The sequence below is a fragment of the Comamonas testosteroni genome (assembly GCF_000761245.1).
In the GTDB taxonomy this organism is placed as follows: Bacteria; Pseudomonadota; Gammaproteobacteria; order Burkholderiales; family Burkholderiaceae_C; genus Comamonas; species Comamonas testosteroni_C.
The window spans coordinates 102,598-119,252 of record NZ_AWOR01000032.1; the positions used below are offsets into that span (position 1 = coordinate 102,598).

Below are 16,655 nucleotides of genomic sequence, written 5' to 3' on the forward strand. Positions count from 1 at the left end.
CATGAGCCTGTCCAACGCAACGACCAACGCTTCCCTCTCACTACAACCCGCCGTGGAAACCGACGCCATCATCATTGGCGCAGGTCCGGCGGGTTTGTTTCAGGCCTTCCAGCTTGGCCTGCAGGGCATTCAAGCCCATTTGATCGATGCCCTGCCCCATGTGGGCGGCCAGTGCAGCCAGCTCTACGCGCACAAGCCCATCTACGATATTCCCGGCATTCCCGTCTGCACGGGCCTGGAGCTGGTGCAACTGCTGGAAAAGCAGATCGCGCCCATGCAGGTGATCCCCCATCTGTCCCAGCAAGTACAGACTCTGCAAGCCCTTGACGACGGACGCTGGCAGGTCGGCACCACGGCAGGAGCGCTGTTCAACACCCGTACCGTCTTCATCGCCGCAGGCGTCGGCGCGTTCGTGCCCAAGGCCCTCAAAGCACCGGGTGTGGATGAACTCGGCACGGGCCAGTTGCACTATCACCCGCAGCAGCTGGATATGGCCGCAGGCCGCAAGGTGCTGGTCTATGGCGGCGATGAGGAAGCCGTAGCAGCTGCCATTGCCTGCAGTTCAAGCGCGGCCAGAACCGTTCTCATGCATCGCCGTGACAGTTTCAATGCCGAGCCTGCGCAACTGACCCAGCTGCAGCAACTGCGCGAATCTGGCACCGTCGAGGTGCTGATCGGCCAGATCACCGAAGTGCGGCACGGCGACCGCCGACTACAGGCCGTGCAATGGATGGACGGTGAAGGCGAGGAACATATGCTGCCCGTCGAGCAATTGCTGGTTTATCAGGGCATCTCGCCCAAGCTGGGTCCTTTGACGGACTGGGGCCTGGCACTGGAGCGCAAGCAACTGGCGGTGGATCCGGCAACGCTTGCCACCAGCGCACCGGGGATTTATGCCATTGGCGACATCGTCAGCTACAGCGGCAAGAAACGGCTGATCCTCTGCGCCTTCCACGAAGCCACCATGGCCGCGTTTGCAGCCGCCGAATACCTACAAGGCAGCAAGCCTTTGCTGGAATACACGACGACCAGCGCGCGCCTGCATGCCATCTTGGGCGTGTCTCACTGAAGGGCCGCCGGTGTCCTGCCTCGGGCTCCTTGAGGTCAGCAGCTTTTGAGCCCGGCATAAAAAAACCGCTATCCCTCGGGATAGCGGTGTAAATCACGACGGGGTCAGACCCCACCGCGCGCACTTTGATCTCGGCTCAATGGCCATGTGCAGGCTTGACCGGGATGATGGGCACTTCCTTGCCTTCCTTGTCGTAGACCTTGCCACCTTCGACGCGGTCGCCATCGGCCAGGGCTTCCAGCACATGCTGGCTCAGGGCGCGGCCATAACCTGCTTCAAAGACGGAAGGCTGATCGGAATTGCCTTGCTTGAAGTGGTTGTAGAGCAGGTTCAGGGTCACGGCAACCAGGGCCGTTGCGCTGATGCCCGAGTGAAAGATCGTGGCAAACCATGCAGGGAATTGGTCATAGAACTTGGGAGCCACCACCGGCAGCAGACCCGCGCTCACCGAGGTGGCAACAATGATCAGATTCATATTGTTGTTGTACTCCACCTTGGCCAGGGTACGGATGCCGCTGGCAGCCACGGTACCGAACAGCACCAGGCCGGCACCGCCCAGCACGGAGGGAGGCACGCAGGCCACGATGCGGCCCATCACCGGCAGCACGCCAAACACGATCAGGATCAGGCCGGAGAAAGCCACCACGAAGCGGCTCTTGATGCCGGTCACGGCCACCAGACCCACGTTCTGTGCAAAAGCGCTTTGCGTGAAGCCACCGAAGATGGGAGCCACGATGCTGGAGAGCATGTCAGCGCGCAGACCATCACCCAGACGGCGACCGTCCACGGGGCTGTCCACGATTTCGCCCACGGCCAGCACGTCGGCCGAGGTCTCCACCAGGATCACCAGAATCACGATGAACATGGAGATGGTGGCCGCCATGTCGAAAGTGGGCCAGCCGAAGTGCAAAGGTGTGGGCACCGCAAAAATGGGGCCGTTGAACACCTGCGAGAAATCGGCCTTGCCGATGAAGACGGCCGTGATGGTGCCCACCACGATCGCCACCAGAATAGACAGGCGCGACAGCATGGCATTGCCCAGCTTGCTGAACAGCAGCACCATGAACAGCGACAGACCGGCCAGACCGATATTGCCCATGCTGCCGTAATCAGCAGACTTGGCATTGCCGCCCATGGCCCAATGCGCAGCCACTGGCATCAGCGACATGCCGATCACCGTGATCACGCAGCCATTGACCAACGGCGGGAAAAATTTGGTGATGCGCGAAAAAACCGGCGCAATGATCAGACCCAGTACCGAGGCGTACATGACAGCCCCCAGCACGCCCTGCATGCCACCACCGGTGTGCAGGATGCTGACCATGGTGGCCACGCCTGCGAACGAAACGCCTTGAACCAGAGGCAGACGGCAGCCGAAGAAAGGGATGCCCAGCGTCTGCAGCAAGGTTGCCACACCACCCATGAACAGGCAGGCGGTCACCAGCAGACCGGCATCAGCAGCGGACATACCAGCCGCTTCAGCCACGATCAGAGGCACCGCCACGATACCGCCGTACATGGTCAACACATGTTGCAAGCCATACATGAGGTTGGCGGTGACGCCAAGATTCTCATCTTCGGGGCGCTTGACGGCCGCATCCCTGGATGCTCCGGTCTGATCGTTCATTTTTGTCTCCTAAATTACCTACTCACCAAGGCTCTAGAGGCCTTTCGCTCTGTCCGGTCGACTTGCAGCAACTCTTTCGGCAGCGATCTTTTCCGATCGCCCCAGCGAGGCCTTGCGCTGCAGCCAGTCGCTCTTCTGCGAGAGCGATCCGACCTATGGAAAAGAGCAAACCACTCTTTCATTCACCCAAGTCAGTCTTTCAATCTCCTTTGATTGCATGACATCCGCCGGACGGACTATTCCATTACGCAATCAAAGCCATACCCAGAAGGGCATGAGTCGAGACTGTACGTTGCCAGGAGACCAAAATTGTCTACAGTTTTGTATACAAAGTGCTGACCAGAACCTTTCCAAAGCAAAAAGGCACGCTCATTGGCTGAGATCGGGCACTGGAAATTGACACAGATCACGCCCATCGATGCTTCCATGCCCTCTATAAAGAACAAAAGGATGCAAGACACATTCCCAGTTGTGTCTTGCATCCAGTAGAGAAGAGAAAAGAGAAATCTGGAGCGCTTGTCAGTGGCCGATCAGTCTTCCTCGGCCTGAGCGATGCCGGGAAACAGCACATCTGTAAAGCCGAAACGACTGAAATCGCGCACCCTCATCGGATAGAGCTTGCCCCAGAGGTGGTCGCACTCATGCTGCACCACGCGCGCGTGAAAGCCCTCGACCGTGCGGTCGATCGGGTCGCCGTAGATATCAAAGCCGGTGTAGCGCACCTTGCTCCAGCGTGGCACCATGGCTCGCAGACCGGGAACAGACAGGCAACCTTCCCAATCCAGCTGCTCCTCTTCACCGATGGGTGTGATGACCGGATTGATCAGCACGGTACGGGGCACTATGGGGGCATCCGGATAACGAGGGTTGGGCTCACCCGAGCCAAACACCACCATCTGCAAATCCTCGCCGATCTGCGGCGCCGCCAGGCCGGCACCGTTGGCAGCATGCATGGTGTCCAGCAAATCCTTGAGAAGCAGATGCAGTGCATCCGTATCAAATTCAGTCACCGGCTTGGCAAGCTTCAGCAGACGGGGATCACCCATCTTCAAAATGGTACGTACAGTCATATATCAATACGGCGTGCAGCAACCACCGAGCCACCACACTGTTCAATCATCAAAAGCATAGCGTCGCCACCAATCCACGTGAACGGTGCGGCCTGTTCGGGGTATCAGACATAGAGAATTTGATGAAATTGTGATGAACTTCCTGCGAGCTCTTTTTTACACCCTATAATCTAGGTCTTCTTCCTCAATAGCTCAGTCGGTAGAGCGCCGGACTGTTAATCCGTAGGTCCCTGGTTCGAGCCCAGGTTGAGGAGCCAAGAATTTCGATGCTTTGCGGATATCAAAGCATCACACCGACATATTCCTCAATAGCTCAGTCGGTAGAGCGCCGGACTGTTAATCCGTAGGTCCCTGGTTCGAGCCCAGGTTGAGGAGCCAAAATTCAGTAGCCTTGCAATCGCTCAAGGCATGTCACACCGACATATTCCTCAATAGCTCAGTCGGTAGAGCGCCGGACTGTTAATCCGTAGGTCCCTGGTTCGAGCCCAGGTTGAGGAGCCAAGAATTTCGATGCTTTGCGGATATCAAAGCATCACACCGACATATTCCTCAATAGCTCAGTCGGTAGAGCGCCGGACTGTTAATCCGTAGGTCCCTGGTTCGAGCCCAGGTTGAGGAGCCAAGAATTTCGATGCTTTGCGGATATCAAAGCATCACACCGACATATTCCTCAATAGCTCAGTCGGTAGAGCGCCGGACTGTTAATCCGTAGGTCCCTGGTTCGAGCCCAGGTTGAGGAGCCAAGAATTTCGATGCTTTGCGGATATCAAAGCATCACACCGACATATTCCTCAATAGCTCAGTCGGTAGAGCGCCGGACTGTTAATCCGTAGGTCCCTGGTTCGAGCCCAGGTTGAGGAGCCAAAATTTAGTTGCCTTGCAATCGTTCAAGGCATGTCACACCGACATATTCCTCAATAGCTCAGTCGGTAGAGCGCCGGACTGTTAATCCGTAGGTCCCTGGTTCGAGCCCAGGTTGAGGAGCCAAAATTTAGTTGCCTTGCAATCGTTCAAGGCATGTCACACCGACATATTCCTCAATAGCTCAGTCGGTAGAGCGCCGGACTGTTAATCCGTAGGTCCCTGGTTCGAGCCCAGGTTGAGGAGCCAAAATTTAGTTGCCTTGCAATCGTTCAAGGCATGTCACACCGACATATTCCTCAATAGCTCAGTCGGTAGAGCGCCGGACTGTTAATCCGTAGGTCCCTGGTTCGAGCCCAGGTTGAGGAGCCAAAATTTAGTTGCCTTGCAATCGTTCAAGGCATGTCACACCGACACATTCCTCAATAGCTCAGTCGGTAGAGCGCCGGACTGTTAATCCGTAGGTCCCTGGTTCGAGCCCAGGTTGAGGAGCCATTCAAAAGCCTGTATGCCTTCATACAGGCTTTTTCTTTTATCTGCTCAGGCAGCTCTCACCACGCCCACCGAAGCACCCACGGGCGGCGCATCTACGGCGACGGCCTTGTGTGCAGAGTGAGGGACATAGGGATAGTGATGCGGCACCACGGGAACATGCTGCTCGCCCTGCTCCCAGGCTCGCAATTCATCTTCCAGTCGAGCAGCACGTTCGGCATACATCTGAGCGGAGGACTGGTAGTACTCCGCCGCGATAGTGTGCTCCAGAACAGCCATGCGCGCCTCTTGCAGATAGGCACGCGTACGGCGGATATAGCGCGGTTCGGAACGTCCAAAACCGAAGATCTTGCCGAAAAACATGACCAACCTCCTTTTCCGGTAACAACGCAAATCCGTCAAAACTCCTAGACCGATGGAGCAATGTTGCCAGCGTAATGTCTCCGGTTCAAGACATCTGTCCCACAGCAAGAGTTCGCCTCGTAGGAGGGGCACCCGCCACTTGCGGCCGCCCACCCCAAGCCGGCTCCAGACAGGGCTTGAGATACGGCCTTCCTGTCACAAAGACCAACTCCAGAATCAATCAGACACATTGTTCGAGGATTTCCTTTGGGGATTTCCTTCGGGGATTTCCACCCCACATCGCCCGGCGAGCAAGGGCTTGTCTCTCGGATTGAGAATCTTCACTGCAGCCATGCTCCAGGACCCAGCCCGAGCCGACCAGCCACCCCCATCCCGGGGCTTGCTCGGCGATTCAAGCGGGAGCAAGCACGCAGGACTTCATCGCCGCGAGCCACGAACCTCGAGCTGCCACCAACCCCAGCCTGCCTATGCGCTGTGCAGCAGGCAAGAGCACCCGCCGTCAAGACGGGGCACTCCAGAATTCAATGCAGCATCTCCGCCGCACAAGCACAAGCACAAGCACAAGCTCGCGAGTCAGCTGCCCTGCAGGAAGCTCAGCACCCCTTCGGCCACATGAACACCAGAGGACATACAGGCCGTGAGCAGATAACCGCCCGTGGGGGCCTCCCAGTCCAGCATTTCTCCCGCACAGAAGACACCAGACAGAGCGGCACACATCCCCCGCGCATCCAGAGCCTCCAGGCGAACTCCGCCTGCAGTGCTGATAGCCTCATCGATGGGGCGCGGTGCGATCACCGTCAAAGGCACCGCCTTGATCGTGGATGCCAGGCGCTTCATGTCCGCCATGCCATCCTTGCCGAGCACCTCATAAAGCAAACCCGCCTTGATGCCATCAAGCCCCAGGCGCCCTTTGAGATGACTGCTGAGGCTGCGCGAGCCGCGCGGCCGCATCACCTCCTGCTGCACACGCTCCGCGCTCCACTGCGGCAACAGATCCAGCTCGAAGTGCGCAGCGCCCTGGCGGGCAATGCAGTCCCGCAACAGGGAGGAGACAGCATAGATCAGGCTGCCCTCCACCCCGGTCTGCGTCGCAACAAATTCACCTTGACGCTCAAAACCGGCACCTTGCTCGTCCACAAACTTCAAAACCACCGACTTGAAGGGCTGCCCGGCAAAGCGCTGGGCAAAGACCTCGCTCCAGCCGGCTTCACGCCCTTGCTGCCAGCCCACATCAAAGCCGCAGTTGGCCGCCTGCAACGGGGCAATGCCCACGCCCTTGCCCTGCAGCAACGAAACCCAAGCACCGTCCGAGCCCAGACGCGCCCAGCTGCCTCCGCCTGTCGCCAGCACCAGAGCCTTGCAGCCAATCTTGACTCTGGCATCGCCTGTCTGGAGAACCGGCTTGCCATCTTCTGCCCAGCCGATCCAGCGATGACGCATGTGAAACTGCACACCCTGCGACTTCATACGCACCAGCCAGGCACGCAACAGCGGCGCGGCCTTCATATCCGCAGGAAACACTCTTCCGGATGACCCCACAAAGGTATCAAAGCCCAGCTCTTTGACCCAGGCCTGAAGCTCGCGCGCACCCCACTTCTCGAGCCAGGGAGTCACATCTGCAGAGCGGCAGCCATAGCGAGTCACAAAGCTCGAAAACTCCTCGGAGTGCGTAAGATTGAGACCGCCTTTGCCGGCCATGAGGAATTTGCGAGCCGCCGAGGCTTTCGCCTCGAACACTCTGACCGACAAGCCGGCCTTTGCCAGTTGCTCGGCCGCCATCAGGCCTGCAGGCCCAGCACCGATCACAGCCACATCACAGACCCATTCGGAATCGGCCATCAAGGGCTCCGAGACACTCATACTTCTATCACCTCAATCTGCCGGCAGCCACCGGCCGCCAAAGGGTGCGCAGAATACCACCGACGGCATTTCTGCAATATTGCGGGCACTATTAGCGCGATAGCTGCAAACAACCAGCCACACACCATGGCGGGAGATGAGTTTCTGTCACAATCAACTCACTAGGCGATTAGACCGCCTACCTTTTTGATTCAAGAAAATCCAGGACTACAAATGGCCAGCGAATTGATCAAGCACATCACGGATGCAAGCTTTGAGTCTGACGTACTGCAACCCGGCACGACCGTGCTGGTGGATTACTGGGCTGAATGGTGCGGCCCTTGCAAGATGATCGCCCCCATCTTGGACGATGTGGCCGAAGGCTACAAAGGCAAGGTGCAGATCGCCAAGATGAATGTGGACGAAAACCGTGAGATCCCTGCCAAGTTCGGCATTCGCGGCATTCCCACGCTGATGTTGTTCAAGGACGGCCAGCTGGCCGCCACCAAGGTTGGCGCGCTGAACAAGACGCAACTGTCCGCCTTCCTCGACCAGCATATCTAATGCATTCAACAAACAGGGCTCCCGATGGAGCTCTGTTTGTTTCTGGGCACCCGCTACCTCGCCCATTTGCATCTGCTACAGACCCGGCACAGGCTGCAGATGACAAGTCCTCGATAAATTGCTTGCAAGCTGCGCCAGTTTTCCTGTCATAATGTCTGAACCGCCGGCCACCGCATGGGACCGCGCTGGATTTTCTTCAGGCAAGCCTGCCCACTTTCACAGTGTTTCGTTAGGCTCTACGCCTCCCCCCCTGGTTATTCTCACTCCACGCTTGGAGTCATTTCATGCACCTTAATGAACTCAAGGCACTGCACGTGTCTGAAGTCTTGAAGCAGGCCGAAGCGCTTGAGATCGAAAACGTCGGTCGCATGCGCAAGCAGGAACTGATGTTCGCCATCATCAAAAAGCGCGCCAAGGCCGGTGAACAGGTCTTCGCCGACGGCGTGCTGGAAATCCTGCCCGATGGCTTCGGCTTCCTGCGTAGCCCCGATACCAGCTACACCGCCAGCACCGACGATATCTACATCTCGCCCAGCCAGGTGCGCCGCTTCAACCTGCACACCGGCGACATGATCGAAGGTGAAGTGCGCATCCCCAAGGACGGCGAGCGCTACTTCGCACTGACCAAGCTCGACAAGGTCAACGGCGGGCCACCCGAGCAAAACAAGCACAAGGTGCTGTTTGAGAATCTGACCCCTCTGTTCCCCAAGGAGCAGATGCGCCTTGAGCGCGACATCAAGGGCGAAGAAAACATCACCGGCCGCATCATCGACATCATCGCCCCCATTGGCCGCGGCCAGCGCGCGCTGATCGTGGCACCGCCCAAGAGCGGCAAGACCATGATGATGCAAAGCATTGCGCACGCCATCACCGCCAACCACCCCGATGTGCACCTGATGGTGCTGCTGGTGGACGAGCGCCCTGAAGAAGTGACGGAAATGCAGCGCTCGGTCAAGGGCGAGATCATTGCCTCCACCTTCGACGAGCCAGCTACCCGTCACGTGCACGTGGCCGAAATGGTGATCGAGCGCGCCAAGCGCCTGGTGGAGCTGGGCAAGGATGTGGTCATCCTGCTGGACTCCATCACCCGCCTGGCCCGCGCCTACAACAACGTCGTGCCCTCGTCGGGCAAGGTGCTGTCGGGCGGTGTGGACTCCAACGCACTGCAGCGCCCCAAGCGCTTCTTCGGCGCGGCCCGCAATGTGGAAGAAGGTGGCTCTCTGACCATCATCGCCACTGCACTGGTCGACACCGGCAGCCGCATGGACGAAGTGATCTTTGAAGAATTCAAGGGCACCGGCAACAGCGAACTGCACCTGAACCGTCGTCTGTACGAAAAGCGCGTGTTCCCAGCCATCGAACTCACCAAGAGCGGTACACGCCGTGAAGAGTTGCTGCTGGCTCCCGAGATTCTGCAAAAGACTCGCATCCTGCGCCAGTTCATGTACAACATGGACGAGATCGAGTCCATGGAACTCATGATCAAGAACATGAAGGCCACCAAGAACAATGTGGAGTTCTTCGACATGATGCGTCGCGGCGGCTAAGGCCTTCGTGCACCGAAACAACAAAGCCCCGCCTTGCGGGGCTTTGTTGTTTCTGGCGCTTGACTCCATTAATTGACATAGCTCAAACTGAATTGCAAGCCGCCCCTCAATACTAGGGATATACATCTATACAAATCTGGCGATAACCGGAAGCCAAAAGCTTTCAAGTCGCAGGTTCTGCATTCATGGCCCCTTCAGCAAATCGCACACCACCCTACAACACCACACCGATACGCCTGCTGGCAGCAGCCACATTGCTGACAGCGCTGGCAGCCTGCAGCCCGACGGTGCCGATTCTGCAGCCACAGGCCCAGGCCAAGCTACCGGACAAGTGGCCTCAGGAGTGGACAAAAAAACTAGAGAACGCTGCGCCAGCACATATGGCATCGGTTGCCTGGCAAGACTTCTACCTTGACCAGAACCTGCAGGAGCTGATTCGTGCAGCTCTTGCCCACAATCAGGACCAGCGCCTCGCGTTGCTGCGTGTGCAGGAAGCGCAGGCCGCCTACGACATACAAAGTGCTGCGCGACTGCCGACGATCGGCCTGGGCAGCAGTCATGGCAGAGCACGCGTTCCCGCCGACCTCAACGCCAGTGGCCGCTCCGTCGTCGCCGGCGATCAGCAAGTCTTTGTCGGCCTCAACAGCTGGGAACTCGATCTTTGGGGCCGTGTCAAAAGCCTCAGCGATGCCGCTTTAGGCAATTATCTGGCGCTGGATGCCACGCAGCATGCGACTCAATCCAGTCTCGTCAAGCAGGTGGCGCTGAATTATCTGGCTCTGCGCAGTCTGGATGAGCGCCTGGCCCTGACCCAGCGCACGATTGCCAGCCGCGAGGAATCGCTGCGCATCTTCAAGCGCCGCACCGAGGTGGGCTCCACTTCACGCTATGCGCTCACGCAGGTGCAAACCCTGGTTCACCAGGCCAAGGCCATAGGCACCCAGCTGGCACAGCAGCGCGCGCTGCAGGCCAATGCACTGCAGCAGCTCACGGGAATGGATGCAGACCGCTTGCCGCAAAGCAGCTCCACCGCCGTGATCCTGAAACCCATTCCCGAAGGCCTGCCGTCCGACCTGCTGACACAGCGCCCCGACATCATTGCCGCCGAGTACGGCCTGCAGGCAGCCAAGGCCAATGTATCTGCCGCGCGCGCTGCGTTTTTGCCTCGCATCGCCCTGACCGGCAGCTGGGGCACAGCCAGTGCGGAGCTCGACGGACTGTTCAGAAGCGGCAGCCGTGCCTGGCAGTTTGCTCCCACGATTTCGCTGCCGATCTTTGACGGCGGCCAGCGCCAGGCCAACCTGAATCTGCAGGCCGTGCGACAGAACATGGCGGTCGTCCAGTACGAAAAAACCATAGAGACAGCAATGCGCGAAGTGCTGGATGCACTGTCCAGCCGCACCATGCTCGAGCAGCAGCTCGTGGTGCTGACCGAGCAAAGCGCTGCACTCAGGGAACGCGCCCGGCTGGCGCGGCTGCGCTATGACCAGGGCGCCTCGCCCTATCTCGATGTGCTGGATGCCGAACGCGACCTGCTGAGCGCAGAACAACAACTGGTTCAGGGCCGCGAGGCCCTGCTGTCCACCCAGGTCGCTCTCTATGCCGCTTTGGGTGGAGGCTACTTGGCTCAAGGCCAGAGCAGCGCCCCCGCCCCTTCGGCCCTCCAACCTTGACCAGCGAATCCATGTCCATGAACAAGAAATTGACCATCGCCGCTCTCATCGTTGCCGCCGCCGCCCTGGGCGCTTATGGCTGGCAGCAATGGCGCAGCGCACAGGCATCCGAAGGCCTGGTCAGCGGCAACGGCCGCATCGAAGCCACCGAAATCGACGTCGCCACCAAATACGCCGGCCGCATCGCTGAAATCCTGGTGCAGGAGGGCGAGTTCGTGAAGGCCGGTCAGCCACTGGCGCGCATGCAGATCGAAAGCCTGCAGGCTCAGCAGCGTGAAGCCATAGCCGGTCGTGAGCGCGCCTCTCATGCGGTGACCTCGGCTCGCGCCGAAATCGCGCTGCGCGAAAGCCAGTATGCGGCCACCATGGCCACGGTGGCCCAGCGCGAAGCCGAGCTGGATGCGGCGCTGCGCCGCGTCAAGCGCTCCGAGACACTGGCGCGCGAAGGTGCTTCGTCGGAGCAGGAGCTGGACGACGACCGGGCGCGCGTGCGTGGCGCGCAGGCCGCACTCAAGGCCGCCCAGGCACAGGCCACGGCCGCCAAGGCAGCGATCGACGCGGCCAAGGCCCAGACCATTGGTGCGGAATCGGCGGTGACGGCCGCCGCCGCCACCGTCCAGCGCATCGATGCCGACGTCAAGGACAGCGAACTCACCGCCCCGCGCGATGGCCGCGTGCAATACCGGCTGGCCCAGCCCGGCGAGGTGATCGGCGCCGGCGGCAAGGTGCTGAACATGGTGGATGTCTCGGACGTCTACATCAGCTTCTTCCTGCCCGAGACCGTGGCGGGCCGGGTGGCCCTTGGCACCGAGGTGCGCATCGTGCTGGACGCGGCTCCGCAATATGTGATCCCGGCTCAGGTGTCCTTTGTCGCCAGCACCGCCCAGTTCACGCCCAAGACCGTGGAGACGGCCAGCGAAAGACAGAAGCTGATGTTCCGCGTCAAGGCACGTATTGCCCCGGACCTGCTGCAAAAGCACCTGACCCAAGTCAAGACAGGCCTGCCCGGCGTGGCCTGGATCAAGCTCGATAAAGAGCGCGAATGGCCGGCCAAGCTGGAGCTGCGCACCGGCGACGCTTCGGCCTCGTGAACGCCGGGGCCCTGTTTGCCATGAACAAGCATGTAGCCATATTGCGTGAGGTGACGCTCGCCTACGGCAAGACGCAGGCGCTGCGCGGACTGAGCCTGGAGATTCCCGCAGGCATCATGGTCGGCCTGATCGGCCCTGACGGCGTGGGCAAATCCAGCCTGCTGTCGCTGATTGCCGGCGCGCGCGCCCTGCAGGGCGGCGAGATACAGGCGCTGGGCGGCGATATGCGCAGCAAAAAGCACCGCGATGCCGTCTGCCCGCGCATTGCCTACATGCCTCAGGGCCTGGGCAAGAACCTCTACCCCACGCTGTCGGTGGAGGAGAATCTGCAGTTCTTCGGGCGCCTTTTCGGCCATGACGCAGCCGAGCGCCGGGCGCGCATCGACGATCTGACCCAGAGCACCGGACTGCAGAAATTCCTCTCCCGCCCTGCCGGCAAGCTCTCGGGCGGCATGAAGCAGAAGCTGGCGCTGTGCTGCGCCCTCATCCACGACCCCGACCTGCTGATTCTGGACGAGCCCACGACCGGCGTGGACCCGCTGGCGCGCGCGCAATTCTGGGAGCTGATCAACCGCATTCGCGGCCAGCGCCCGCAGATGAGCGTGATCGTGGCCACGGCCTATATGGACGAAGCCCAGCGCTTTGACTGGCTGGCCGCCATGGATGACGGCCGGATTCTGGCCACCGGCACACCCGCCGAGTTGCTGGAGCGCACCGGCATGGCCACGCTGGAGGCTGCCTTCATCGCCCTGCTGCCCGAGGAGAAAAAGCGCGGCCATGCCGCCGTGGAGATCCCGCCGCTGCAGACCAGCGATGACGATATCGCCATCGAGGCGCGTGATCTCACCATGCGCTTTGGCGACTTTGTGGCCGTGGACCATGTGAATTTCCGCATTCGTCGCGGCGAGATCTTCGGCTTTCTGGGCTCCAACGGCTGCGGCAAATCGACCACCATGAAGATGCTGACCGGGCTGCTGCCCGCCAGCGAGGGCGATGCCTGGCTGTTTGGCAAGAAGATCGATCCGCATGACGTGGCCACGCGCCGGCGCGTGGGCTATATGTCGCAGGCCTTCTCGCTCTACGGCGAGCTGACCGTGCTGCAGAACCTGGTGCTGCACGCCGAACTCTTCCACGTGGATCCAGCCGATATCCCCGCGCGGGTCGAGGAAATGCTCACCCGCTTCGGCCTTGCCGAAGTGCGCGAGACGCTGCCCGGCAATATCCCGCTGGGCATGCGCCAGCGCCTGTCGCTGGCCGTGGCGATGGTGCACAAGCCGGAGCTGCTGATTCTCGACGAGCCCACCTCGGGCGTGGACCCCGTGGCTCGCGATCAGTTCTGGCGCCTGCTGATCGAGCTCTCGCGCCGCGACCGGGTGACGATCTTCATCTCCACGCACTTCATGAATGAAGCCGAGCGCTGCGACCGCATGTCCATGATGCATGCGGGCAAGGTGCTGGACAGCGACAGGCCGGCAGCCCTGACCGCCAAGCGCGGCGCTGCCACGCTGGAGGAGGCCTTCATCGGCTATCTGGTGGAGGCCTCGGGCGAGGCAGCGCCCGTGCTTGATATCAAAAAAGAAGCTGCTATCGCTTTCTCTGACTCACTTTCAACATCAAAAGTATCTGATATTGATACAGATAAAGCGCAACAAGCTCCTGTTTCCGTAGCACACTCTGGCAGCACCGGCTTCAGCCTGCAGCGCCTGTGGAGCTATCTGTGGCGCGAGTCGCTGGAGCTGCAGCGCGATCCCGTGCGCGCCACGCTGGCCCTGGTGGGCTCGCTGGTGCTGATGGTGGTGATCGGCTTCGGCATCAGCATGGACGTCGAAGACCTGAAGTTTGCCGTGCTCGACCGCGACCAGAGCACCATCAGCCAGAACTATGTGAACAATCTCGCAGGCTCGCGCTATTTCATTGAAATGCCTCCCATCCAGGACTACGCGGACCTGGACCGGCGCATGAAGAGCGGCGAGCTGGCGCTAGCCATCGAGATACCGCCTGGTTTTGGCCGTGACGTGCTGCGCGGCTCGCAGGTTGCCGTGGGCGCCTGGTTCGACGGCGCCATGCCCCAGCGCGGCGAAACCGTCAAAGGCTATGTCCAGGCCATGCACCAGCTGTGGCTGGTGCAGCAGGCGCGCGAGCGACTGGGCGTGCAGCTGGGCAGCCAGGTCAGCCTGGAAACCCGCTTTCGCTACAACCCCGATGTGAAAAGCCTGCCCGCCATGGTGCCGGCCGTGATTCCGCTGCTGCTGATGATGCTGCCGGCCATGCTCACGGCCCTGGCCGTGGTGCGCGAAAAGGAGCTGGGCTCCATCGTGAATCTGTACGTCACTCCCGTGACCCGCATCGAGTTTTTGCTGGGCAAGCAGCTGCCCTATGTGGTGCTGGCCATGCTGAACTTCTTTCTGATGTGTGCCATGGCGGTGTTCGTGTTTGGCGTCCCGATGACCGGCAGCTTCCCGCTGCTCATCGTGGCCGCCCTGCTCTTCAGCGTCATTGCCACGGGCATGGGCCTGCTGGCCTCTGCCGTCACCAGCAGCCAGATTGCCGCCATGTTCTTTGCCATGCTGGGCACGCTGATTCCTGCCACGCAGTTCTCGGGGCTGACCGATCCGGTGTCCTCGCTCGAAGGCGCCGGTCGCTGGATTGGCGAGATCTACCCGGCCACCTATATGTTCGCCATCAGCCGCGGCGTCTTCAACAAGGCGCTGGGCCTGCACGATCTGGCGCCGACCTTGCTGCCGCTGCTGATTGCCATTCCCGTGATCATGGGCGTGGCCATCTGGGCCTTGCCCAAGCAGGAAAAATAATGAAGCGCCTCCTGAGTCGCTACGCGCCTTCCCCCTCTCTCTTCGGGAGGGGGACGACACCTTCGCTGCGGGGCGGCCCTTGCTCGGTGTCCTGGGTGCGGCTATCCCTCTTTTTCGCGGTGGAGAAACGCCATGTGGCATAGCCTGAAAAATATCTGGCGCCTGGGCGTCAAGGAACTGTGGAGCCTGTGGCGCGACCCGGTGATGCTGGTGCTCATCGTCTACACCTTCACGGCCTCGGTGTACACGGCGGCCACGGCCATGCCCGATACGCTGCACAAGGCGCCGATCGCCATCGTCGATGAAGACCAGTCGCCACTGTCCGCACGCATCACCTCGGCTTTCTACCCGCCTCAGTTCATGCCGCCGCAGATGGTCGATTTCAGCCATGTGGATCCCGGGCTGGATGCAGGCGACTTCACCTTCTCGCTGACCATTCCTCCCAACTTCCAGCGCGATGTGCTGGCTGGCAGAAAGGCCGAGCTGCAGCTGAACGTGGATGCCACGCGCATGAGCCAGGCGTTCTCCGGCAGCGGCTATGTGCAGCAGATCGTGCTGGCCGAAGTCAACGAGTTCGTGCAGCGCCACCGGGGAGCCAGCGCACTGCCCGTAGACCTGGAGCTGCGCGCCCGCTTCAACCCCGGACTCAACAAGATCTGGTTCGGCGGACTGATGCAGATCATCAACAACGTCACCATGCTCTCCATCATCCTCACGGGCGCGGCGCTGATCCGCGAGCGCGAGCATGGCACCATCGAGCATCTGCTGGTCATGCCTGTGACGCCTACCGAGATCATGCTGGCCAAGGTCTGGTCCATGGGCGCCGTGGTGCTGCTGGCGGCAGGTGTCTCGCTCAATCTGGTCGTGCGCGGCGCGCTCAAGGTGCCCATCGAAGGCAGTCTGCTGCTGTTCATGGCAGGCTCGGCCCTGTGCCTGTTCGCCACCACGGCCATGGGCATCTTTCTGGCCACCGTGGCGCGCAGCATGCCGCAGTTCGGCCTGCTGATGGTGTTGACGCTGCTGCCGCTGCAATTGCTGTCCGGCGGCATGACACCCCGCGAATCCATGCCCCAACTGGTGCAGGACGTAATGCTGTTGGCCCCCACCACGCATTTTGTGGAGCTGGGTCAGGCGATTTTGTATCGCGGCGCCGGCATAGAAACCGTATGGAAGCCCTTTGTGTGGCTGGCGGGAATCGGCGCCGTGCTGTTCTGGCTGTCGCTGATGCGGTTCAGAAAAACCTTGTCGAGCATGGCCTGAGTTCTGGCCGGGCGCCGCGGCAACCACGGAGGGCGTATCGCCTCTGTTTTTGCTGAAAGTTTTTTCCTTCCCACCTCAAGGCCTCGACCCATGCCATTCACCACTGAAGAACGCCAATCACTGCTTGCCCTCAAGGGCGTCGGCCCAACGGTACTGAGCCGGCTGGAATCCCTGGGCTACGGCTCCTTTGCGCAGTTGCGTCAGGCCAACGCCCTGGACATCGTCGCCAAGGCCTCGGCCCTCACCGGCTCCAGTTGCTGGAAGAACAGCCCTCAGGCACGCGCCGCCATCCAGGCAAGCATCGATGCGGCCAGGCAGTGTCCTGCGCAAGAGAGCGAGGCCATTCGGTAAAGCGCGCAACTGCCGAGCGTCTGCTTGGGGCCGCCATG

12 protein-coding genes and 10 tRNA genes are annotated in these 16,655 nt (G+C 60.5%); 18 read left to right on the forward strand and 4 right to left on the reverse strand.

Annotation, left to right across the window (positions count from 1 at the left end):
* Position 1: 1 nt before the first annotated feature.
* Complete coding sequence (locus P353_RS07145) at positions 2-1,069, forward strand: NAD(P)/FAD-dependent oxidoreductase (protein WP_052084767.1); 1,068 nt, start codon at positions 2-4, stop codon at positions 1,067-1,069.
* A 136-nt stretch (positions 1,070-1,205) separates the two neighbouring features.
* Here the strand turns inward: P353_RS07145 and P353_RS07150 are convergent, their stop codons facing one another.
* Both P353_RS07150 and def read right to left on the reverse strand, forming a co-directional pair.
* On the reverse strand, positions 1,206-2,696 hold the full coding sequence (locus P353_RS07150; protein ID WP_003069706.1) for a nucleobase:cation symporter-2 family protein: 1,491 nt from the start codon (positions 2,694-2,696) through the stop codon (positions 1,206-1,208).
* A 530-nt stretch (positions 2,697-3,226) separates the two neighbouring features.
* The gene (gene def, locus P353_RS07155) at positions 3,227-3,766 is read right to left on the reverse strand and encodes a peptide deformylase (RefSeq protein ID WP_034367283.1); all 540 of its coding nucleotides are present in this window, start codon (positions 3,764-3,766) and stop codon (positions 3,227-3,229) included.
* Between the two features lie 181 nt (positions 3,767-3,947).
* Between def and P353_RS07160 the strand changes: the two genes are divergently transcribed.
* From P353_RS07160 to P353_RS07205, 10 genes are all read left to right on the forward strand, one after another.
* Positions 3,948-4,023, forward strand: a tRNA-Asn gene (locus P353_RS07160).
* Between the two features lie 45 nt (positions 4,024-4,068).
* A tRNA-Asn gene (locus P353_RS07165) sits at positions 4,069-4,144 on the forward strand.
* 47 nt (positions 4,145-4,191) lie between these two features.
* Positions 4,192-4,267: transfer RNA gene (locus tag P353_RS07170), tRNA-Asn, on the forward strand.
* Positions 4,268-4,312: 45 nt separating this feature from the next.
* Positions 4,313-4,388 (forward strand) — tRNA-Asn (locus P353_RS07175).
* A 45-nt stretch (positions 4,389-4,433) separates the two neighbouring features.
* A tRNA-Asn gene (locus P353_RS07180) sits at positions 4,434-4,509 on the forward strand.
* A 45-nt stretch (positions 4,510-4,554) separates the two neighbouring features.
* Positions 4,555-4,630 (forward strand) — tRNA-Asn (locus P353_RS07185).
* A 47-nt stretch (positions 4,631-4,677) separates the two neighbouring features.
* Positions 4,678-4,753, forward strand: a tRNA-Asn gene (locus P353_RS07190).
* 47 nt (positions 4,754-4,800) lie between these two features.
* A tRNA-Asn gene (locus P353_RS07195) sits at positions 4,801-4,876 on the forward strand.
* Positions 4,877-4,923: 47 nt separating this feature from the next.
* Positions 4,924-4,999, forward strand: a tRNA-Asn gene (locus P353_RS07200).
* Between the two features lie 47 nt (positions 5,000-5,046).
* Positions 5,047-5,122, forward strand: a tRNA-Asn gene (locus tag P353_RS07205).
* A 45-nt stretch (positions 5,123-5,167) separates the two neighbouring features.
* On the opposite strand, the gene P353_RS07210 is transcribed toward P353_RS07205, so the two are convergent.
* Both P353_RS07210 and P353_RS07215 read right to left on the reverse strand, forming a co-directional pair.
* Entirely contained in the window at positions 5,168-5,482 is a 315-nt protein-coding gene (locus P353_RS07210; protein WP_003080190.1) for a hypothetical protein, read from the reverse strand.
* Positions 5,483-6,055: 573 nt separating this feature from the next.
* A complete protein-coding gene (locus P353_RS07215) occupies positions 6,056-7,342 on the reverse strand; it encodes a TIGR03862 family flavoprotein (protein WP_034367287.1) in 1,287 nt (428 codons plus the stop codon).
* A gap of 213 nt (positions 7,343-7,555) precedes the next feature.
* Between P353_RS07215 and trxA the strand changes: the two genes are divergently transcribed.
* The 7 genes from trxA (at position 7,556) to P353_RS07250 (ending at position 16,617) form a co-directional block, all read left to right on the forward strand.
* Positions 7,556-7,885: a thioredoxin TrxA gene (gene trxA, locus P353_RS07220; RefSeq protein ID WP_003053480.1), complete on the forward strand. Its 330-nt coding sequence runs from the start codon at positions 7,556-7,558 to the stop codon at positions 7,883-7,885.
* A gap of 284 nt (positions 7,886-8,169) precedes the next feature.
* Positions 8,170-9,432, forward strand: coding sequence for a transcription termination factor Rho (gene rho / locus P353_RS07225; RefSeq protein ID WP_003053478.1), 1,263 nt, complete (start codon positions 8,170-8,172; stop codon positions 9,430-9,432).
* A gap of 230 nt (positions 9,433-9,662) precedes the next feature.
* Positions 9,663-11,105, forward strand: coding sequence for an efflux transporter outer membrane subunit (locus tag P353_RS07230; RefSeq protein WP_034367407.1), 1,443 nt, complete (start codon positions 9,663-9,665; stop codon positions 11,103-11,105).
* Positions 11,106-11,116: 11 nt separating this feature from the next.
* Positions 11,117-12,196: an HlyD family secretion protein gene (locus tag P353_RS07235; protein ID WP_034362613.1), complete on the forward strand. Its 1,080-nt coding sequence runs from the start codon at positions 11,117-11,119 to the stop codon at positions 12,194-12,196.
* A gap of 20 nt (positions 12,197-12,216) precedes the next feature.
* Positions 12,217-15,006, forward strand: coding sequence for a ribosome-associated ATPase/putative transporter RbbA (rbbA, locus tag P353_RS07240; RefSeq protein ID WP_034367410.1), 2,790 nt, complete (start codon positions 12,217-12,219; stop codon positions 15,004-15,006).
* A 132-nt stretch (positions 15,007-15,138) separates the two neighbouring features.
* Positions 15,139-16,266 carry an ABC transporter permease gene (locus P353_RS07245; RefSeq protein WP_034367290.1) on the forward strand — a complete coding sequence of 376 codons (1,128 nt, stop codon included), beginning with the start codon at positions 15,139-15,141 and terminating at the stop codon, positions 16,264-16,266.
* A gap of 90 nt (positions 16,267-16,356) precedes the next feature.
* Positions 16,357-16,617 (forward strand): Pathogenicity locus, encoded by a 261-nt coding sequence (locus P353_RS07250; RefSeq protein ID WP_034367293.1) that lies wholly within the window; start codon positions 16,357-16,359, stop codon positions 16,615-16,617.
* Positions 16,618-16,655: the final 38 nt, after the last annotated feature.